The sequence below is a fragment of the Brevibacterium sp. UBA7493 genome (assembly GCF_002479565.1).
Classification (GTDB): Bacteria; Actinomycetota; Actinomycetes; order Actinomycetales; family Brevibacteriaceae; genus Brevibacterium; species Brevibacterium luteolum.
In genome coordinates this window covers 444,242-465,464 of sequence record NZ_DLOD01000003.1, presented here as the reverse complement: position 1 = coordinate 465,464, position 21,223 = coordinate 444,242, and the positions used below count along the sequence as shown (strand labels likewise).

Below are 21,223 nucleotides of genomic sequence, written 5' to 3'. Positions count from 1 at the left end.
TAACCCGCTGGCCGGGATGACCTTCTCACCCCCGCCGGCAGCCGACTTGCCCCTGCACCCCGAAGGCTGGGAGCCAGTCGACTACCCGCACGCCGAGAACATCCCGGACGTGCTGCACGGACCGACCCAGAGCCTGCACGGTCTCACCATCGTCGTCACCGGCCTGGGAGTCTCCGGCTTCCCGATGGCCGTCCACCTAGCCGAACGCCACGCAGAGGTCATCGTCGTCGACGGCGACACCGAGCGGGACTTGAGCGAATGGGAGACGATCCTCGGCGTCTTCGACGTCGACATCCGGCGCGGGCCCGAACACGTCACCGACCTGCCGACCAGCGCGGCCGGCAAGATCCCCGACCTCGTCGTCACCTCACCGGGCTGGCGACCCGACCACCCGATCTTCACGACCGCCCACGAACGCGGCATCCCCGTCATCGGCGAAGTCGAACTCGCCTGGCGGGTCCGCGGCCACAACACCGCACCCTGGCTCGTCGTCACCGGCACCAACGGCAAGACCACGACGACCTCGATGCTCGCCTCGATGCTCACCGCCGCCGGCCTTCACGCCAAAGCCTGCGGCAACATCGGCCAGCCGCTCATCGAAGCCGTCCTCGACCCGGCCGCCGACGTGCTCGCTATCGAGCTCTCAAGCTTCCAGCTGCACTGGCAGTACTCGATGAGCGCGCATGCCGCCGCCGTGCTCAACCTGGCAGAAGACCACGTCGACTGGCACGGCAGCTATGAGGACTACTGCGCTGACAAGGCCCGCGCCTACACGAACGTCGCGGCCTCCTGCGTCTACAACGTCGACGACCCGGCCACCCGCCGGCTCGTCGAGGACGCCGAGGTCATCGGTGGCGCTCGCGCGATCGGCTTCACCACCGGAATGCCGGCCCCCGGCGAGTTCGGCGTCGTCGACGGAGTCCTCGTCGACCGTGCATACCTGCACAACCGGCAGTCCACGGCAGCCGAACTCGGCTCACTCGACGACGTCGCCACCGCCGTCGGCAGCGCCGGTGCACCGGTCGCACCCCACCAGATCGCCAACGCCCTGGCCGCAGCCGCCCTCGCCCGCAGCCTCGACATCCCACCAGCTGCCGTGCGCGAAGGACTGCGCACCCACCAGCCGGCCGATCACCGGATGGCCGTCGTCGCCGAATCCGGGGGAGTGCGCTGGATCAACGACTCCAAAGCCACCAACCCGCATGCCGCCGACGCCGCATTGGCCTCGGCCGAACGGATCGTGTGGATCGCCGGCGGGCTGACGAAGGGCGCTGACCTCACCGAGCTCATCAGCACCCACGCCCACCGGCTGACCGGCGTCGTGCTCATCGGCACCGACCCGGACCCCTACACGAGCGTGCTCACCGCACACGCACCCGCGGTGCCGCTCGTGCGCATCGACCCGGCCACCGGCGAGGATGAGGCGACCGAGACCTCGGGCCCGGCCGATGAGACCCGGCGAGGCGAGGCGCTCATGCGCGCCGCCGTCACCGCTGCCCGCGAGCTGGCCTCCGATGGTGACACCGTGCTCCTCGCCCCGGCGGCTGCGAGCATGGACCAGTTCCTCAACTACGGCACACGCGGGGCGCTGTTCGCCGCAGCCGTGCAGGACCAGGTGAGCTGAGATGGCCTCGCTGCGGCACGACGCCGAGACCCGGCGGACGCGCGCAGCTGACTTCACGCGCGGGACCGGCGTGATGGCCAGCCTGCGCCGGCTGCTCGACCTGCCGGTCACCAGCTACTACCTCGTCTTCATCTGCGTGCTCGCACTCATCGGCTTCGGCCTCATCATGGTGCTCTCGGCCTCCTCCATCACCGCCTACCGGGCAGGGGAGGGCTCCTCGTTCTCCGTGTTCAACCGGCAAGGCATCTACGCGATCATCGGCGTGACCGTCATGATCGCCCTGTCCTACGCGCCGGTGAACTGGTTCAGGAAGGCCGCCCCGATCATCTTCATCGGCGCTCTCGCACTGCAGACGCTGCCGCTCATCCCCGGCCTCGGCCACGAGGTGCAGGGCAACGCCGGCTGGATCAGAATCGGCGGCTTCCAGGGCCAGCCAGCCGAATTCACCAAGGTGGCGCTGGCGATCTGGCTGGCGACGTTCTTCGCCCACAAAGCCACCAAACTCACCAGCCTCAAAGAGGTCATGCCCGCCATCATCGGACTCGCCGCCGTACTCGGGCTCGTACTGGCCGGACGCGACCTCGGCACCGCCCTCATCGTCATGGCCACCGCACTGGGCACCGTGTTCGTCGCCGGACTGCCATGGCGCTACCTCATCACCGCCTTCCTCGGCATCGCCGCCGTCGTCACCCTCCTCGTGATCACGAGTGCCAACCGCATGGCCCGCATCCGCGCGATGTTCGTCGGCCACGAGAACGAGGCGATGGACCCACTCGGCCAGCACTGGCAGTCCAACCACGGACTATTCGCCCTGGCCTCCGGCGGCTGGTTCGGCGTGGGACTCGGCGCCTCCAGGGAGAAGTGGCTGTGGCTGCCCGAGGCGCACAACGACTTCATCTTCGCGATCATCGGCGAAGAGCTCGGCCTGCTCGGTTCCGTGGCAGTGCTGCTGCTGTTCTCCGTGCTCGGCTACGGCCTCATCCGCATCGTGCTGCGCACCGACGACCGGATGATCCAGGCCGCCACCGCCGGGATCTTCATGTGGCTCATCGGCCAGGCACTCGTCAACATCGGCGTCGTCTCCGGGGTGCTGCCGGTCATCGGCGTGCCGCTGCCCTTCGTCTCCTACGGCGGCTCCGCACTGCTGGCCACCTGCATCGCCGCCGGGGTCGTGCTCGCCTTCGCGCGCGCCGAATCCGGGGCGCAGGAGGCGATGCGCGCCCAGAACGCCCGGGTGCGCGAATCCCTGGCCGTGCTCGCCTCCTCACCGCTGCGCCTACGGAAGAAGAAGAGGACATGACCCGACCCCTGACAGCCCTGTTCGCCGGCGGCGGCACCACCGGCCACGTCGCCCCGATGCTCGCCATCGCCGAGGACCTGAGATTCCAGGACCCGGAAGCTGAGATCATCATGCTCGGCACGCCCGCCGGCCTGGAGACCCGCCTCGTACCCGAAGCCGGCTTCGAACTCGTCACCATCGACAAGGTGCCCGCCCCGCGCAGCATCGACACCGACCTGCTGCGCTTCCCCGGGCGGCTGGCCGGCACCGTGCGCAAGGTCCGCCGGCTCATCCGCGACCGCCACGTCGACATCGTCGTCGGAGTCGGCGGCTACGTCTGCCCGCCGGCCTACCTGGCTGCCAAACTCGCGAAGATCCCGGTCATCATCCACGAAGCCAACGCCCGGCCGGGACTGGCCAACCGCCTCGGCGCCGGCTTCACGCCTGCGGCCAACATCGGCTACACCTTCTCCGGCACCCCGCTCAAGGGCAGCCAGGTCGGCATGCCGATCCGCTCTCAGATCGAACTCGTCGACTACACCGACCCCGCCCAGCGGGCCGCTGCCCGCCAGCATCTCGGTCTGCGCGAAGACCTGCCGACCCTCGTGGTGACCGGCGGATCGTCCGGCGCCCAGCGGCTCAACGAAGCCTTCGCCGGAGCGATCGAGAACATCGCGGCAGCAGGCGTGCAGATCCTCCACATCACCGGCGCCGGCAAGGCCGCAGACGTCGCCGCCGCAGCCGCCTCGGTCCCGGACTACCACGTCGTCGAATACGTCGACGGGATGCACAACGCCTATCTGGCCGCCGACCTGCTCATCGCCCGCTCCGGTGCCGGGACCGTCGCCGAGGTGTCGATCACCGGAGTTCCGACGGTGTTCGTGCCGCTGGCGATCGGCAACGGCGAGCAGCGCCTCAACGCTGCAGGCCTCGTCGAATCCGGCGCGGCACTCATGATCGACAACGCCGACTTCGACACGGGCGCGGTCACCGGCACGATCCTGCCGCTGCTGACCGACCCGGCGCGCCTGCAGGCGATGAGCGAAACCGCCCTGGCCGCCGACTTCCCTATGGCAGCTGCGCGCACGATGGTGCATAAGATGTATGCGGCCCTCGGCCGGGAGCATCCGCACCGGCCGTACCCGCCGGAACTGCTCAACCGCAAAGAACGCACAAAGGACGACTGACAGATGGCAGCAGCCCCTGACACGCCGATCATCCCGGCCGCTGAACTCGGCCGCGTCCACTTCATCGGCATCGGCGGCGCCGGCATGTCCGGCATCGCCCGGATCATGCTCATGCGCGGCATGACCGTCACCGGCTCCGATGCGAAGGACTCCTCGGTCGTTGCAGCCCTGCGCGCCCTCGGCGCGGAGATCGCGATCGGCCAGCGGGCAGAGAACATCGCCGACGTCGACACCGTCGTCGTCTCCTCAGCCATCCGCCAGGACAACCCCGAACTGGCCGCCGCCCGCGACAAGGGCCTGCGCATCATCCACCGCTCAGCGGCACTCGCAAGCCTCATGCACGGCCGCACGACTGTCGCCATCGCCGGCACTCACGGCAAGACGACGACAACATCGATGACGACGGTCGCCCTGCAGGCCGGCGGCGGGGACCCGTCGTTCGTCATCGGGGGAGTGCTCACCGCCTCGGGCACCAACGCCCACGACGGCACCGGCGAGGCGTTCATCGCCGAAGCCGACGAATCCGACGGCTCCTTCCTGCTCTACGAACCGGCCGTCGCCGTCATCACAAACGCCGAGGCCGACCACCTCGACCACTACGGCGACTGGGCTGGTGTGCGCCAGGCCTTCGTCGACTTCGCCAGCCACGTGCGCAGCCGCGGCGGTGTGCTCATCGCCTGCGCCGACGACGCCGGATCCCGCGAGATCGCAGCCCAAGCCGCCGCTGAGGGCACCACCGTCGTCACCTATGGATTCGCCGAGACCGCCGATGTGCCGATCACCGACCTGCGCCCCGGCGAGGTCGGCACCGCCTTCACCGTCACCCTCGACGGCCGTGACCTCGACGTCGAACTCCAGCAGCCTGGCGCCTACAACGCCGCCAACGCCACCGCCGCACTCTGCGTCGTCCACCACCTCGGCGGCGACCTCGATGCCGCTGTTGCGGGCCTCGCCGGCTTCGGCGGCACCCGCCGGCGCTTCGAGCTGCGCGGCACCGCCCACGGCGTGCGCGTCTACGACGACTACGCCCACCACCCGACCGAGGTCAGCGCCGTGCTCACCGCCGCCCGCTCGGTCGTGGCCCCCGGCGGGCGGGTGCACGCGATCTTCCAGCCGCACCTGTTCAGCCGCACCCAGAACTTCAAGCAGGAGTTCGGCCAGGCGCTCGGCATCGCCGATGAGGCGATCGTCCTCGACGTGTTCCCCGCCCGCGAGGACCCGATCCCTGGGGTGACCGGCGCGATCGTCGCCGAGGAGGTCCCGCACGACAACGCCACCTTCCTGCCGGCCTTCTCCGATGCCGTGCCGACCGTCGTCTCCCGCGTCCAGCCCGGCGACATCGTCATCACCATCGGCGCCGGCGACGTCACGATCCTCGGCCCCGAGATCGTCGCCGCACTCGAAACGGCCTGGTGACCGGCAGGCGATGACGCAGACGCACACCGGCAGCACCGAGGCGACCGCGAGCCTGTCCGACCGGCTCGCCGCCCGCCGCCGCGCCCGGCTCACACGCATCCTCGTCATCGCCGGCAGCGCCGCGGTCATCATCGGGCTGCTGGCCGCCGCCTGGTTCTCCCCGGTGCTGGCGATCACCAGCGTCAAAGCCAAGGCGACGGAGTTCTACACCGCCGAGCAGATCGAAGAAGCGGTGCTGGCCGACTGGTCCGGCACCCCGCTGCCGCAGGCGATGCCCGGTGCAGTCGAGAAGGCCGCCCTCAAGCGCCTGCCGAAGGCCGCCTCGGCGAAGGCCCGCTGGGCCGGCCCGCGCGCTCTGTCCATCACGGTCACCGACCGCACCCCGCTCATCGCCGTGCGCGCAGGCTCCGGCTGGGACCGCGTCGATGCCACCGGCACGACGATCGACACCGTCACCGGCGAACCCGACGGACTGGCGTGCCTCGAACTCACCGCCGGAGCCGACCGCAAGGAGACGATCAGCGCCGCATTGGCACTGCTCGACGAACTGCCTGACGGGGTGCCCGAGCAGATCAGCGTCGTGCGCGCCAGTGATCCGGAGAAGATCGAAATCGACTACAGCCCCGGCGAAGACGCCTCCCCGGTGACGATCCGATTCGGCAGCGCCGAGGACGCCGCCCGCAAATTCGACATCGCCTCCAAGCTCATCGATACCGATGCGCAGACGATCGACGTCTCCGTGCCCGAGGTGCCGGTCACCTCATAAGCTCCCGCCCGGCGCACCGATCGGGCCTGCCGGGGCAGAAGCTTTCGACACACCGCGTGCGAGAGTTGCGCTGAGGGGGAGCGGGCCATAGCGTCGACATGAAGGCAAAATAGGCCCACACGCCCGCATGGGCCCGATGCGTCGAAAGAGGAAACCGACTTGGCTGAATTCCCACAATCCGGAGCGGACATCAAGGTTGCCGGTACCGGCGGCGGCGGTGTCAACGCTGTCCAACGGATGATCGACGTCGGCCTCAAAGGCGTCGAATTCATCGCAATCAACACCGACGCACAAGCGCTGCTCCTCTCCGAAGCTGACCTGAAGCTCGAGATCGGCCGCGACCTCACTCGCGGGCTCGGCGCCGGAGCCGACCCGGAGATCGGGCGCAAGGCCGCAGAGGACTCCGAAGAGGCCATCACCGAAGCGCTCGAAGGCGCCGACATGGTCTTCGTCACCGCTGGCGAAGGCGGCGGCACCGGCACCGGTGCAGCACCTGTCGTCGCCCGCATCGCCCGCGGCCTCGGCGCCCTGACCATCGGTGTCGTCACCCGCCCGTTCACCTTCGAAGGCCGGCGCCGCTCGGCCCAGGCGGAGAAGGGCATCGCCGACCTCCGCGAGGAAGTCGACACCCTCATCGTCATCCCGAACGACCGGCTGCTGTCGATCTCGGACCGCAACGTCTCGGTCATCGAGGCCTTCCAGTCCGCTGACGAGGTGCTGCGCTCGGGCGTGCAGGGCATCACCGACCTCATCTCGACGCCGGGCATGATCAACCTCGACTTCGCCGACGTCAAGTCCGTCATGCAGGACGCCGGCACAGCGCTCATGGGCATCGGCTCCGCCGTCGGCGACGACCGTGCCGTGCAGGCAGCCGAGGCCGCAATCGCCTCGCCGCTGCTCGAAGCCAGCATCGAAGGCGCCCACGGCGTGCTGCTGAGCATCCAGGGCGGATCCGACCTCGGCCTGTTCGAGATCAACGAGGCCGCCCGCCTCGTGCAGGAAGCCGCGCACCCGGAAGCCAACATCATCTTCGGCACCGTCATCGACGACAACCTCGGCGACGAATGCCGCATCACCGTCATCGCCGCCGGCTTCGACACGCCGGTCGGCGCTGTGGAGGGCTCGCCGTCGCTGGCAGCCAGCAAGTCGTCGGAGGACCGCCGTTCGGCAGACGCCGGCCGCAGCGAATCCGGCAACCAGCCCGCCGCCGTCGGTGCGGCAGCCGCCGGCGCCGGTGCGGCCGCAGGTGCTGCCGCCAGCGATACGGGCACCCAGGCTGGCCCATACAGCCTGCGCTCGGAAGACTCTTCGTCGAGCGGATCGGACGATGCCTCGGCTTCGGCCGGTTCCAGCGAGGAATCTGCACCCCCGGTTCCCCGCGAGCTGCCGGATGAGAAGGTCGACAGCTTCGATGACGACCTCGACATCCCCGACTTCCTCAAATAAGACAGGGACGGCCTCGTGCTGCACAGCCGCTTCGTCGTTTCGGGAACTCACCGCGTGGCCCACGCGGCGTTCTCGGACCGATGGGGCGGCTATTCCGTTCCTCCCTACAACTCGCTCAACCTCGGGCGCGGAGTCGGCGACGACGACTCGGCGGTGACAGCCAACCGCAATATGCTCGCCCAGGTGCTGGGCCTGCAGGCCGACCGGCTGAGCTTCACCTCCCAGGTCCACGGCACCGCCGTGCACACCGTCGATCTCGATGACCTCAATTCGTCCGTCTCGCTCGACACCGTCGAAGCGGATGCCCAGGTGACCTCATCGACCCTCCTCGGTCTCGCCGTCCTCGTCGCCGACTGCACTCCGGTGCTGCTGGCCGACCCGGATACCGGGGTCATCGCCAGCGTCCACGCCGGGCGCAAGGGCATGGCCGCAGGCGTCGTCGGCGCTGCTGTCAAGGCGATGCGTGAGCGTGGGGCGGACAACATCGCTGCGATCATCGGCCCCTCGATCTCCCCGCGACGCTACGAGGTGCCGGTCGAACTGCGCGAGGAGATCGCCGAGATCGAACCGGTCGCCGCCTCGGTCTCGGCCGAGGGCACCCCAGCCATCGACGTCGCCGCCGGAGTGGCCGAGCAGCTGCGCCGGGAAGGCGTGCGGCTTGAGCGCTGGGTCTCGGCCGGCACCTACGACAGCCCCGACCTGTTCTCCTACCGACGCGACGCCGTGACCGGCCGATTCGCAGGTGTCATCTGGATGGAGCCCACCGCACAGCCGCGGTGAGAACTTCACCCGAACTTTCGACACGCCCGCAGCGCTTTCCCGGCCATCACCTGCCAGTGGGGTACGTTCTCACTAAGACCTTTGCATGTCGAACCGCGAAGGACGCCCGCAATCACGAGGAGTCGCCCATGTCCGCTCTCAAGAAGATCGGCAGCTACCTGGGATTCGTCGAGGACTACGACGAGCAGGACCTGCGTCATCAGCCCACCGAACAGCGCCGTACCTATGAGGACGAGTACGACGACTACGCTGACGACGGCCTCGAGGCCGAACCTGAGCCGTTCGAGCCGCCGGCTGCTGCTGTCACCCCGATCCGCCCGTCCGTTCGTCCCGTGGAAAGTGCACCGGCCACCGCCATGCAGCGCATTCAGACGATCCATCCCCGCAGCTACAACGACGCCAAGGCCATCGGCACCGCCTTCCGCGACGGCGTGCCGGTCATCATGAACCTCTCGGCAATGGACGAGGCGAACTCCAAGCGCCTCGTCGACTTCTCCGCCGGCCTCATCTTCGGCTTGCGCGGATCCATCGAGAAGGTCACCAACAATGTGTTCCTCCTCACCCCCGAGTCGATCGAAGTATCGACCGAGGAAGCCGCAGGAGACCATCAGGCCAGCTTCTTCAACCAGAGCTGAGGCGTCTGGCCGCAGCTGCGGCTCCCGGTTCGGCATTAACAGCAACGGCGGACTACGCTTGAATGTAGTCCGCCGTCTGCGTTCCCTCAGGAGAAGCCTTCGTGTCATTGCTGTTTTGGATCATCGGCCAGGCTTTGAGCCTGTACGTCTTCGTGCTCCTGGCGCGGGTCGTCATTGACCTCATCCAGGTGTTCGCACGTGACTGGCGGCCCACCGGCTTCATCCTGGTACTCGCCGAGATCATCTACACGCTCACCGACCCGCCGGTGAAGCTCGTGCGCCGGATCATCCCGCCGCTGCGCCTCGGCCAGATCTCCCTGGACCTGGGCTTCATCCTCGTGTTCATCGCAGTGCAGATCCTCGCCGGTGTGTTCTTCAGCCTCGCAGCCCAGGGAATGTGACATTCCCTTTCACAGTCGTGAAAGCAGCCGCCGGTTTGTGAATGCAGGTATTCGCCTCGGGTGAATATGACAGAACTGCAATATCGAGCAGGTGATGGATGCCGCGCCGCGCCCGGGGTAGAGACCCGGCTTAAGCACAAGGCGTATTATGATGCGAATCATGGCAAAGCCTGCACGACAAATAAGCTGGCGTTGCTGTACAGTGGCATCGACATCTGTTGTATAACAGTAGAGTAAAGACGATTTCCGATCGAAGGTGGCCTCATGGCGCTTACGCCTCAAGATGTTGTCAATAAGCGGTTCCAGCACGTGAAGTTCCGCGAAGGATACGACCAGGAGGAAGTCGATGACTTCCTCGACGAAGTCGTCCTCGAACTCCGTCGCCTCTACCAGGAGAACGACGAGCTGCGTCAGAAGCTCTCGGCGTGCGAGCAGCGCAACCAGGAGCTGAGCCAGGGACAGGGTGCTGCAGGCACCGAGCAGACCGGCGCCCAGACGATCGGATCGCAGCCGGCCGCCCAGCAGACCGCTGAGGATCCGCAGGCAACCCAGGCGATGCCCGCCGCTGTTTTGGAGCAGGACGTCAAGGAGACCCCTGCCGAGGAGAAGAAGGAGCAGGCCGCCTCGCCGCTGGTCGCCCCGCAGCAGTCGGCAGACGAATCGCGCGAGCAGGCTCAGGAGAAGCCGCAGCAGACCCAGCAGGGCGCTGCCACCAACGGCTTCGGCTCCAACGCCGCTGCAGCCGGAACCGCTGCCGCTGTCGGTGCTGTCGACGGTGGAGCAGGCGGAGGCGACCAGGACGCCCACGGCCTCATCTCGCTGGCCCAGCGCCTGCACGACGAGCACGTCGCCGAAGGTGAGCGCATCCGCGACAAGCTCATCTCCGAGGCCCGCGCCGAAGCCGACCAGATCGTCAAGGACGCTGAGAAGAAGCGCGACGACACCCTCAGCACCCTGGAGAGCCAAAAGACCAGCCTCGAGCGCGAGATCGACGGACTGCAGAACTTCGAGCGCCAGTACCGCACCCGCCTCAAGAGCTACCTCACCGATCAGCTGCGCGAACTGGAGAACTCCGGATCGCTGGCACCGGAGACCCTCGGCGGCAACCAGCAGCCGGGTCACTCGATCTGAGGCACCTGAGATGACTCACCCACGCTGAGTCACAAGGTCCAGCCGGAACGGCCGGCCGCCATGAGGCGGCCGGCCGTTGCGCGTGTGCGAAGCTGCCGGTCATCGGTATGATGGACAGCTGTATCGCCGAACCGAGGAGGACACCCGTGCCGCAGACGAGCAACCGACGTCTGCGCATCGTGCTGTTCGCCATCGCCATCGCCGTGCTCGCCGTCGACCAGCTGACGAAATTCATCGCCGTCCAGACCCTCGAAGGCCGGGAGCGCATCCCGGTCATCGGCGAACTCGCCGGCTTCACGTTCTACCGCAATCCCGGTGCCGCCCTCGGCATGGGAGAGAACACCACCTGGCTGTTCGCTCTCATCGCCATCGGCGTCTTCATCGCCATCCTCGTCGTCAGCCGCAAGCTCGGCTCCCGCGCATGGACGGCCGGCCTGGGAATGCTGCTCGGCGGCCTGACCGGAAACCTCGTCGACCGGCTGTTTCGGCCACCGGGCTTCTTCCACGGCGCCGTCGTCGACTTCATCGACCTGTACTTCTTCGTCTGCAACGTCGCCGACATCGCAATCTCGGCTGCCGCTGTGACCATCGTGCTCACGACCCTGCGGAACATCGGCGTCGACGGCACCGCCGCCGGAGACGACCAGTCATCCGGCGGCGACTACGACACCCCTACAGAGGAGGCGCGAGCGCAGCGATGACCGAGCGATCTTTCCTCGTTCCCGAAGGTCTCGAAGGCGAACGGGTCGACGTGGCCCTCAGCCGGCTGCTTGGCCTGTCCCGGTCGGCATCAGCTGCCATCGCCGCCGATGACGGCGTGCGCGTCAACGACACCGTCGTCGGCAAGTCCGAGCGCCTCATCGCCGGCTCCCGCATCGACGTGCAGATGCCAGCCGAGCCCGAACCGCTGGGCATCGACGCCGAACCGGTGCCGGGCATGAAGATCATCTACGATGACGACGCGTTCGTCGTCGTCGACAAGCCGATCGGTGTCGCCGCCCACTCAGCGGCAGGATGGCACGGCCCGACCGTCATCGGCGGTCTCGTCGCCGCCGGATACGACATCGCCACCTCGGGCGCGGCCGAACGCCAGGGCATCGTCCACCGCCTCGACGTCGGCACCTCCGGTGTCATGGTCGTGGCCAAAGGTGAACACGCCTACTCCGTGCTTAAGCGGGCGTTCAAGCAGCGCACCGTCAAGAAGACCTACCACGCGCTCGTCCAGGGACTTCCCGATCCTGTCATCGGCACGATCGAAGCGCCGATCGGACGCAACCTGCGCCGCGACGGGCTCTACGCCGTGCGCACCGACGGCAAACACGCCGTGACCCACTACGAAGTCATCGAAGCGTACCGCTCGGCAACCCTGCTCGAAGTCCAGTTGGAGACCGGCCGCACCCACCAGATCCGCGTCCACATGGCCGCCACCAAGCACCCATGCTGCGGTGACCTGCCCTACGGCGCCGACCCGGTGCTGGCGAAGAAGCTCGGACTCGAACGCCAGTGGCTGCACGCTGTCGAACTCGGATTCACGCACCCGGAGACAGGGGAGTGGGTCGAGTTCACCAGCGACTATCCCGAGGATCTGCAGACCGCCCTCGACCGGCTGCGCGTCGCCCAGGGGTGAGCGAGCGAAACGGGTCCGCCTCACAGCCGCGATGTCCCTGACGGTCGCTAGACTGGTGTGCGTCGCCGGAAGCGGGACATGCCGACTGTGAGAAAGAGGATCCGTGGCTGAGGACTTCGTACACCTGCACGTGCACACCGAGTACTCGATGCTCGATGGAGCCGCCCGCCTGGGCGACCTGATGCAGGCGACGAAAGCCTCGGGAATGAACGCGATCGCCACGACTGACCACGGGTACCTCTTCGGCGCCTTCGACTTCTGGAAGCAGGCCACCGACGCCGGCATCAAGCCGATCATCGGCGTCGAGGCGTACCTGACTCCCGGCACCGCACGCACCGACAAAACCCGTGTGAAGTGGCGCACCGATGAGAGCCAGCGCGGCGACGACGTTTCCGGCGGCGGCGCCTACACGCACAAGACGCTGCTGGCGGAGAACAACACCGGCATGCGCAACCTCTTCAAAGCATCCTCGCTGGCCAGCCTCGACTCCGCATTCGCCAAGTACCCGCGCCTGGACCGCGAACTGCTCAACACCTACTCCGAGGGCCTCATCGCCACCACCGGCTGCCCCTCAGGCGAGGTGCAGACGCGACTGCGGCTGGGCCAGTACGACGAAGCCGTCAAGGCCGCATCGGAGTTCCGCGACATCTTCGGCAAGGACAACTACTACTGCGAGATCATGGACCACGGCCTGACGATCGAGCGCCGTGTGGTCAAGGATCTGCTGCGCCTGTCGAAGGATCTCGGCCTGCCGCTGGTGGCCACCAACGACCTGCACTACACCCACGAATCCGACGCCAAGGCCCACGAAGCGCTGCTGGCCCTGCAGTCGGGTTCGAAGCTCATCGAACCGACCTACGACCAGGGCGGCAGCCGCTTCGCCTTCTCCGGCTCCGGCTACTACCTCAAGACGCCAGCGGAGATGCGCGCACTGTTCAAGGAGATGCCCGAGGCGTGCAACAACACCCTCGAGATCGCCGAACGCTGCGAGATCTCCTTTGACACCAGCGCCAACTACATGCCCCAGTTCCCCTGCCCGCCCGGTGAGGACGAGACCTCATGGCTGGTCAAGGAAGTCGAGAAGGGCCTGCACTACCGCTACCCCAACGGCATCTCCGACGATGTGCGCAAACAGGCCGACTACGAGCTCGACGTCATCATCTCGATGGGCTTCCCCGGCTACTTCCTCGTCGTCGCCGACTTCATCAACTGGTCGAAGGAGAACGGCATCCGCGTGGGCCCCGGCCGCGGTTCGGGTGCCGGTTCGATGGTCGCCTACGCCCTGCGCATCACCGACCTCGACCCGCTGGAGCACGGACTGATCTTCGAGCGGTTCCTCAACCCCGACCGTGTGTCGATGCCCGACTTCGACGTCGACTTCGATGATCGCCGCCGCGGCGAAGTCATCGACTACGTCACCGAGAAGTACGGCGACGAGCGCGTAGCGATGATCGTCACCTACGGCACCATCAAGACTAAGCAGGCGCTCAAGGACTCCGCCCGCATCATGGGCAAGCCGTTCTCCCTCGGCGAGAAGCTGACGAAGGCGCTGCCACCGGCAGTCATGGCCAAGGACATCCCGCTGGCCGATATCGAAGAGCCCGAAGCACCGCGCTACGGCGAGGCAGGGGAGTTCCGCGAGCTGCTGGAAACCGACCCCGAGGCGCGGGAGACCTTCGAGACCGCTAAGGGCCTTGAAGGCCTCAAGCGCGGGTGGGGCGTGCACGCCGCCGGGGTCATCATGTCCTCTGACCCGATCATCGACGTCATCCCGATCATGCGCCGGTTCCAGGACGGCCAGGTCATTACGCAGTTCGACTACCCCACCTGTGAGGGCCTCGGCCTCATCAAGATGGACTTCCTCGGCCTGCGCAACCTCACGATCATCTCCGATGCGATCGAGAACATCCGGCTGAACAAGGACTTCGATCTCGACCTCGAACATCTGGCCCTTGACGATGCGGAGTCGTACAAGCTGCTCTCCCGTGGTGACACGCTGGGAGTCTTCCAGCTCGACGGCGGTGGACTGCGCGGCCTGCTGCGCATGATGCGCCCGGACAACTTCGAAGACATCTCCGCAACGATCGCGCTGTACCGTCCCGGCCCGATGGGTGCCGACTCGCACACGAACTTCGCGCTGCGCAAGAACGGCCTGCAGGAGATCACTCCGATCCACCCTGAGCTCGCCGAACCGCTGGCCGAGATCCTCGACACCACCTACGGCCTCATCATCTATCAGGAGCAGGTGATGGCGATCGCGCAGAAGGTGGCCGGCTACTCACTCGGTCAGGCAGACATTCTGCGTCGCGCGATGGGTAAGAAGAAGAAAGCCGAGCTGGACAAGCAGCAGGTCGGGTTCTTCGGCGGCATGAAGGAACGCGGCTACTCCGAAGAGGCTGCGCAAGCACTGTGGGACATCCTGCTGCCCTTCTCCGACTACGCCTTCAACAAGGCCCACTCGGCCGCCTACGGGCTCGTGTCCTACTGGACGGCCTACCTCAAGGCCCACTACCCGGCCGAGTACATGGCAGCCCTGCTGACCTCAGTCGGGGACAACAAGGACAAGCTGGCTCTCTACCTCAGCGAGTGCCGGCGCATGCACATCACCGTGCTGCCACCGGACGTCAACGAATCAGCCAACAACTTCACCCCAGTCGGCGACGACATCCGCTTCGGCATGGGAGCAGTCCGCAATGTCGGCACCAACGTTGTCCAAGGCATCGTCGACGCCCGGCAGGAGAAGGGGAAGTTCACCTCCTTCAACGACTTCCTCGACAAGGTGCCCAGCCAGGTGTGCAACAAGCGCACCATCGAATCGCTCATCAAGGCCGGCGCTTTCGACTCCCTCGACCACAACCGGCGCAGCCTTGTTGAGATCCACGAAGAAGCAGTCGATGCTGTCATCGGCGTCAAGCGCCAGGAGGCCGCAGGCCAGTTCGACCTGTTCGCCGGCCTCGGCGAAGAGGACGAGTCGAGCTTTGCCGTCAAGATCCCCGAGCGCACCGAGTGGGAGAAGAAGGAGCTGCTGGCCTTCGAGCGCGAGATGCTCGGTCTCTACGTCTCCGACCATCCGCTCAACGGGCTCGAGGACATCCTGCAGTCAGAATCCGAGGGTTCGATCGCGCAGCTGCTCGACCCGGAGAATAAGCGCCAGGATGGATCCCAGACAAAGATCTGCGGCATGATCACCCAGGTCTCGCGGAAGGTCTCGAAGAACTCCGGTCGCCCGTACGCGATCGTCACGATCGAAGACCTCGAAGCGAGCATGGAGGTGATGTTCTTCGGCGACACCTACGAGCCGGTGGCCACCCTGCTGACCAATGACCTCGTCATCACCGTCACCGGCCGCATCCGCCGCTCCGATGACCGGCCGACCTCGCTCATGGCGATGTCGATGACGATCCCGGACGTCACCGACCGCGCCGACCGGCCGCTGTACGTGTCGATGCCGGTCGAACGCTGCACACCGGACCTCGTCGAGAACCTCAAGATGATCCTGCAGGCCAACCCCGGACAGACCGAGGTGCGGCTGTGCCTGACGAACCGCGACCGCACGACGATCATGCGTCTCGACCGCGGCCTGCGGGTGACAGCAGACCCGAGCCTGTTCGGCGATCTCAAGGGCCTGCTCGGACCCAGCTGCCTCACCACCCCAGCAACCACGTCGATCTTCTGATCGACAGCAGCGGCCGCACCTTCTCGCAGCTTGGGGCACCGGACGGCAGGAAAGCAGAGGACGTAGAATGGAGCGCGTGACTCACGCGCTCATGAATGTCCTCGACCTCACCGACACGCCGCTCGACCGCCGCACGCTGCGCCGGTCCGTGCCGCGTGCCCGCCTCGATTCAGCCTCCGCAGCCGAGGCGGTCATCCCGATCGTCGACGACGTCGAGACCCGCGGCCGCGCTGCCGTGCTGGAGTACACACAGAAGTTCGACTCCGTCAGCCCGGACCTGCTGCGCGTGCCCGCCGAGGAGCTCACCGCTGCCTGCGAGAACCTCGATGCCGGACTGCGCGCAGCACTGGAGGAGACCATCCGCCGCTGCCGGGAAGTCGCTGAGAACGATCGGCGTTCCTCAGCCACGACGACATTCTCCGGTGGCGGCTCCGTGACATCGCGCTGGCTGCCGGTCGAACGCGTCGGCCTCTACGTCCCCGGGGGGCTGGCCGTCTACCCCTCGACCGTCATCATGAACGCTGTTCCCGCCCAGGCCGCCGGCGTCGACTCGATCGCCATCGTCTCGCCCCCGCAGGCCAACGGCCTGCCCCACCCGACAGTGCTCGCCGCTGCCGCCCTGCTCGGCATCGACGAGGTGTGGGCCATGGGAGGCGCCCAGTCTGTCGCCGCACTGGCCCACGGATTCGACGACGGCGAAGAACTCGAACCGGTCGACCTCATCACCGGACCCGGCAACGCCTTCGTCGCAGCCGCCAAGGCACGGGTGCGCCCAGTCGTCGGCATCGACACGATCGCCGGCCCGACTGAGATCATCATCCTCGCCGACGACACCGCAGACCCAGCACTTGTGGCAGCCGATCTCATCAGCCAGGCCGAACACGACCCGATGGCCGCCTCCGTGCTCGTCACCGAGAGCCAGGACCTCATCGACGCCGTGCAGCAGGAGATCGCGCGCCAGGCAGCTGCTGCTGCGCATTCCGAACGCATCCGCACCGCACTTTCCGGGGAGCAGTCCGCGATCCTCAAGGTCGCCTCCCGGCAGGCCGGGCTGGCCGTCGTCAACGCCTACGCTGGTGAGCATGTCGAAGTGCTCGTCAGCGACCCGCAGGCAGCAGCCGAGCAGATCACCAACGCCGGTGCTGTGTTCATCGGCCCGTTCTCACCGGTGGCCCTCGGCGACTACTGCGCCGGGTCGAACCACGTGCTGCCCACCAGCGGAACCGCCGCCTACGCCTCAGCACTCGGCGTGCAGTCCTTCCTCAAGGGAAGCCAGATCATCGACTACCCAGCTGCGGCACTGGCCGAGGTCGCCGACCACATCGAAACGCTGGCAGCCGCAGAAGACCTGCTCGCCCACGGCGAGGCCGTCCGGCTGCGCCGCGGCAAGCCGGGAATGGAGGCCTGATGCACTGCCCGTTCTGCCGCCACCCTGACTCACGCGTCGTCGACTCGCGCACGGCTGAGGACGGCTCGTCGATCCGCCGTCGCCGTCAGTGCCCGCAGTGCTCCCGCCGGTTCACCACCATGGAGGCCACCAGCCTGTCGGTCGTCAAGCGCTCAGGCGTGTCCGAGGAGTTCTCCCGGCAGAAAGTCGTTGCCGGTGTGCGCAAAGCATGCCAGGGCCGACCGGTCGGGGAGGACGATCTGGCCAAACTCGCCCAGCAGGTCGAGGAGAAGATCCGCTCCCAGGGCATCGCCGAGATCGAGGCCGACGAGGTCGGCCTGGCGATCCTGGAACCGCTGCGCGAACTCGACCAGGTCGCCTACCTGCGATTCGCCAGCGTCTACCAGAGCTTCGACTCGTTGGAGGACTTCGAAGCCGCGATCGAATCGCTGCGCGCCGAGCGCGACGAAGAAGCATGAGCATCCCGCTCACCCGGCTGAACGAATTGTGAGAAGAAGCTGGATCCGGTTCGTGAAACGACCAGAAGTATGTGTAAGATAAAACGTGCGCCCAAGGCGCACGCCGCCTGTGGCATCGGAGGGGAAGCCGACGCCACGGGCGGCTTTTAATTTGCCCCAAAGATCGAGCGCCTCAGCAGCCGATGAGGCTGCCGAGGCGCGAACGGATCTTATGTGCGGTCCGCTGCTGCGATGAACGGTGCGAGGACCGAATCGCCGATGCTGAGGATCCTCAGCCGTGCCGTCGAACGGGTCAGCGACACATACAGCTGCCCGACTCCTGCCGCACTGCCGGCAGGGGCGATCGAGGCCGGATCGACGATGATGACGCTGTCGAATTCGAGGCCCCGGACCTCACTGGGATCGAGGACCGCGACGGCGTGATCGATGCCGGCGGGACCTGCAGCGAAGTCGACATCAGGATCAGATGCCAGCGCCGCCACGACACGATCGACGTGCTCAGGCATCGCGATGACAGCCAGCTGGCCGCCGCCGAGTTCGGCGCGTTCGCTGCGTACGATCTCCGGCAGCTGACGGCACAGCGACTCGATGTCGGCGAAGCCCTCAGCCAGCGGATCATAGGTGCCCTCACGCACCGGTGAAGGCACGGAGAGCTGCGGGAAGTACTCCTGCAGCAGCTCGTTGGCCACCGTCATGATGCGTCCGGGCGTCCGGTAGGAGACCGTCAGCTCCTCCATCTCGAAGCGATCGCCGACATGCGGGGCTAGCACCGAGGACCAGGTGCGGGTCGCATCCATCGTCGACGCCTGGGCAAGATCGCCGACGACTGTCGCCGATTTGCTCGGCACCCGCCGGAACAGCACCCGCCACTGCATGGGGCTGAGCTCCTGCGCCTCGTCGACCACGAGGTGACCGTAGGTCCACTCCCGGTCCTGCGCGGCCCGTTCGGCCAGCGTGCGCTCATCGGTGTCCTGCTGGTAGCGCTGGGAGATCGTCTCGGCTGAGACCATGTCACCCGTGCCGGTCATCTCAAGGACCGCCTGGGCGTACTCCAGCTCCGCATTCGGGGTGCCGGCCTGCTCCTGGGCTTCGAGCACCTCGCTGCTGGGCCCGATGAGCTCAGCGATCTCGTCGAGCAGCGGCACATCCTCAACGGTGATCTTCCCGCCGCGGGCACGGCGGATGAGGGCCATCTCCTCGATACGGAGGATCCCATCGGCGGCAGGCACCAGCCGGTGCGGCTTGCTCAGCAGGGCATCGAGCACTCCGCGCGGGCTCAGCGGCAGCCAGCACAGGTTGATCGCCACCCGCACGTCGCGGGCCCGGCGCAGCTCGTCGGTCAGCTCAGCGAGCACCTCGGGCGTGGGCTCATAGTGCTTGGCAGCTGCCAGCGCTCCGGCGAGGAGGCTGAGCAGATGCTTGACGAAGGTCAGGCGCGCCCCGTTGTGCGGCTTGCCGCTGCGGCGTGCCCGGTCTTGGGCCTCCTTGACCATCGCCGGGGTCATGGTGATCGTGTGGCTGATCGTCTTGAGCTGCTGCGGCTCGTCGGGCACCCGCTGGTAGGCGCGCACCGCCCGCTTGATGACCTCAACCATCCGCAGGTCGCCCTTGACCGCAGCCGTTGGCGCGGTGTCGTGGGCGGTGGCGTTGACCTCGGGCATGAGCTGACCGGGGGTCAGCAGCACGGCACCGGTCTCACCGAGGCTGGGCAGCACCTGCTCGATGTACTTGAGGAATACCGGCGAGGGCCCGATGAGCAGCACACCGGACTTTGCGATGCGCTCCCGGTGCTGGTACAGCAGGTAGGCCGCGCGGTGCAGCGCGACTGCGGTCTTGCCGGTCCCCGGTCCGCCCTGTACGACCACGAGCCGATCGAGGGGACGGCGGATGATGCGGTCCTGTTCGGACTGGATAGTTGCGACGATGTCGCCCATCCGGCCGGTGCGATGGGCGTCGAGGGAGGCGATGAGAGCGCCTTCGCCGTGCAGCCCGGCGCGCTGCTGGGCACTGAGCGCCGACAGGTCGAGGACATCGTCCTCGACGCTGATGACTCGGCGGCGTCGCGTAGCGATGTGCCGGCGGCGGGTGAGGTCACCTGGGTTCTCGGCAGTCGCGCGGTAGAACGGCTCGCTGGCCGGGGCCCGCCAGTCCATCAGCAGCTGGGTGCGGTCCTGAGCGGAGATCCCGATGCGCCCGATGTAGGTTGTGGCGCCGGTGACGGTGTCGATGCGGCCGAAGCACAGCCCCTCTTCGGCATTGCGCAGGCGGATGAGCTGATCCTCATACATGCTTGCGAAGGCATCGCGTTCGGAACGGTTCTGGTGGTTGCCCCCGACATGCGTCCGGCGCACGTGGTTAAGGCTGGCAGCGGTCTCCTCACGCAACGCGTCGAGACGCGCGTAGACGGTGTTGAGGTGCTGCTGTTCGTGGCTGATCTCGGTCTCTTCGCTCACCTTCCGCCTTTCTGGTCGGCAATCAATTATGCCGTGTTCTTACGCCCCCGTCACCACAGGCATGTCGGCTGCACAGAATTGAGGAGGAGTTCACCTGCCTGTTGCCGGCCATCCGCAGAAGTCAGCGAGCTTCCGGCCCGCCAGCACCGAGGCGACGGCAGGGCCGGCGCGCAGCGTCTTGGCCAGTGCGATGTCGTCGATGTCCGTTCCCGAGGCGAGGGCGATGATTGCCGAATCGCCGGCCGCGCAGCTGGCTGGGATCGGCGATGAGCACGATGTGCGCAAAGTGCTGCCGCATCCGTGTCAGCTCTCCGCGGGCGCTGGCGTGCGGGGGACAGTCGGCGATGTTGGCGAGGTAGATGCCCTTGGGTCCAAGCGTGCGCGCGGCATGGGAGAAGAACGTGTCGTCGGCAAGCTGGCCCGGCGTCTCATCGGCGCTGAACGCGTCACGGACGACGAGGCTGAGGGCGTCGTCGCGAAACGTGGCGATCTCGACCGCACCGTCGCCTGCGCGCAGCTTGAGCGCAGGGGAGCGGGGCAGGTCGAACCACTCGCGGACGTATTCGAGGAGCTTCTGGTCGATGTCGATGGCGGTCTGCCGGGACCCGGGCCGGGTCGCGTCGATGTAGCGGGCCAGCGAGCAGCCGGCCGCCCCGATGTGCACAGCACGCAGGGTCTGACCTGTGCCGAAGAGCGCATCGATCGCGCGGGCCATCCAGTCGAGGTACTCGAAGTCCAGGCGGGTCGGGTCGCTGAGCGTGATGCACGAGCTCGGCACGCCGTTGACGTAGAGGACCCACGAATCGGGTTCGGCTGGCACCGGTTCGATGCGTGCGGTGCCGGTGGAGATGACGTACTCGCGCTGCTGTGCCTCGTCCCTGGCCCGTCTGCGTCCCATGCGCCTTACTGTAGACTGCCGGCGACTGCTGCACGCCA

Annotated in this window: 17 protein-coding genes; 15 read left to right on the top strand and 2 right to left on the bottom strand. The window is 67.1% G+C overall.

Going from position 1 to position 21,223, the window contains the following annotated elements:
- Positions 1–16: 16 nt before the first annotated feature.
- From murD to nrdR, 15 genes are all read left to right on the top strand, one after another.
- Positions 17–1,624: a UDP-N-acetylmuramoyl-L-alanine--D-glutamate ligase gene (gene murD / locus B4E96_RS03445; RefSeq protein WP_259795325.1), complete on the top strand. Its 1,608-nt coding sequence runs from the start codon at positions 17–19 to the stop codon at positions 1,622–1,624.
- 1 nt (position 1,625) lies between these two features.
- A complete protein-coding gene (gene ftsW, locus B4E96_RS03440) occupies positions 1,626–2,924 on the top strand; it encodes a putative lipid II flippase FtsW (RefSeq protein ID WP_102160551.1) in 1,299 nt (432 codons plus the stop codon).
- Positions 2,921–4,090, top strand: a complete 1,170-nt coding sequence (locus tag B4E96_RS03435) for a UDP-N-acetylglucosamine--N-acetylmuramyl-(pentapeptide) pyrophosphoryl-undecaprenol N-acetylglucosamine transferase (RefSeq protein ID WP_286956382.1) — start codon at positions 2,921–2,923, stop codon at positions 4,088–4,090. Before ftsW ends, B4E96_RS03435 begins: the two co-directional genes overlap by 4 nt.
- A gap of 3 nt (positions 4,091–4,093) precedes the next feature.
- On the top strand, positions 4,094–5,506 hold the full coding sequence (murC, locus tag B4E96_RS03430; protein WP_286956381.1) for a UDP-N-acetylmuramate--L-alanine ligase: 1,413 nt from the start codon (positions 4,094–4,096) through the stop codon (positions 5,504–5,506).
- 10 nt (positions 5,507–5,516) lie between these two features.
- The gene (locus B4E96_RS03425) at positions 5,517–6,272 is read left to right on the top strand and encodes a cell division protein FtsQ/DivIB (RefSeq protein ID WP_286956380.1); all 756 of its coding nucleotides are present in this window, start codon (positions 5,517–5,519) and stop codon (positions 6,270–6,272) included.
- A 159-nt stretch (positions 6,273–6,431) separates the two neighbouring features.
- Positions 6,432–7,718, top strand: a complete 1,287-nt coding sequence (ftsZ, locus tag B4E96_RS03420; protein WP_286956379.1) for a cell division protein FtsZ — start codon at positions 6,432–6,434, stop codon at positions 7,716–7,718.
- Between the two features lie 15 nt (positions 7,719–7,733).
- Positions 7,734–8,498 carry a peptidoglycan editing factor PgeF gene (gene pgeF, locus B4E96_RS03415; protein ID WP_286956378.1) on the top strand — a complete coding sequence of 255 codons (765 nt, stop codon included), beginning with the start codon at positions 7,734–7,736 and terminating at the stop codon, positions 8,496–8,498.
- 128 nt (positions 8,499–8,626) lie between these two features.
- Entirely contained in the window at positions 8,627–9,133 is a 507-nt protein-coding gene (locus B4E96_RS03410; protein WP_165882731.1) for a cell division protein SepF, read from the top strand.
- Between the two features lie 101 nt (positions 9,134–9,234).
- The gene (locus B4E96_RS03405; RefSeq protein ID WP_165882732.1) at positions 9,235–9,534 is read left to right on the top strand and encodes a YggT family protein; all 300 of its coding nucleotides are present in this window, start codon (positions 9,235–9,237) and stop codon (positions 9,532–9,534) included.
- Between the two features lie 264 nt (positions 9,535–9,798).
- Entirely contained in the window at positions 9,799–10,665 is an 867-nt protein-coding gene (locus B4E96_RS03400) for a DivIVA domain-containing protein (RefSeq protein WP_286956377.1), read from the top strand.
- Positions 10,666–10,811: 146 nt separating this feature from the next.
- A complete protein-coding gene (gene lspA / locus B4E96_RS03395; protein ID WP_286956376.1) occupies positions 10,812–11,366 on the top strand; it encodes a signal peptidase II in 555 nt (184 codons plus the stop codon).
- Positions 11,363–12,292: an RluA family pseudouridine synthase gene (locus tag B4E96_RS03390; protein WP_286956375.1), complete on the top strand. Its 930-nt coding sequence runs from the start codon at positions 11,363–11,365 to the stop codon at positions 12,290–12,292. Before lspA ends, B4E96_RS03390 begins: the two co-directional genes overlap by 4 nt.
- A 148-nt stretch (positions 12,293–12,440) precedes the next feature.
- Entirely contained in the window at positions 12,441–15,968 is a 3,528-nt protein-coding gene (gene dnaE, locus B4E96_RS03385) for a DNA polymerase III subunit alpha (RefSeq protein ID WP_414632663.1), read from the top strand.
- A gap of 67 nt (positions 15,969–16,035) precedes the next feature.
- Positions 16,036–17,376 (top strand): histidinol dehydrogenase, encoded by a 1,341-nt coding sequence (gene hisD / locus B4E96_RS03380; RefSeq protein ID WP_286956373.1) that lies wholly within the window; start codon positions 16,036–16,038, stop codon positions 17,374–17,376.
- Positions 17,376–17,834, top strand: coding sequence for a transcriptional regulator NrdR (nrdR, locus tag B4E96_RS03375; RefSeq protein WP_102160528.1), 459 nt, complete (start codon positions 17,376–17,378; stop codon positions 17,832–17,834). The genes hisD and nrdR overlap by 1 nt, the downstream gene beginning before the upstream one ends.
- A 209-nt stretch (positions 17,835–18,043) precedes the next feature.
- Here nrdR and B4E96_RS03370 read toward each other — a convergent pair whose 3' ends face one another.
- On the bottom strand, positions 18,044–20,287 hold the full coding sequence (locus B4E96_RS03370) for a HelD family protein (RefSeq protein WP_170274290.1): 2,244 nt from the start codon (positions 20,285–20,287) through the stop codon (positions 18,044–18,046).
- Positions 20,288–20,408: 121 nt separating this feature from the next.
- Positions 20,409–21,185 carry a spermidine synthase gene (locus B4E96_RS03365; RefSeq protein WP_286956372.1) on the bottom strand — a complete coding sequence of 259 codons (777 nt, stop codon included), beginning with the start codon at positions 21,183–21,185 and terminating at the stop codon, positions 20,409–20,411.
- Positions 21,186–21,223: the final 38 nt, after the last annotated feature.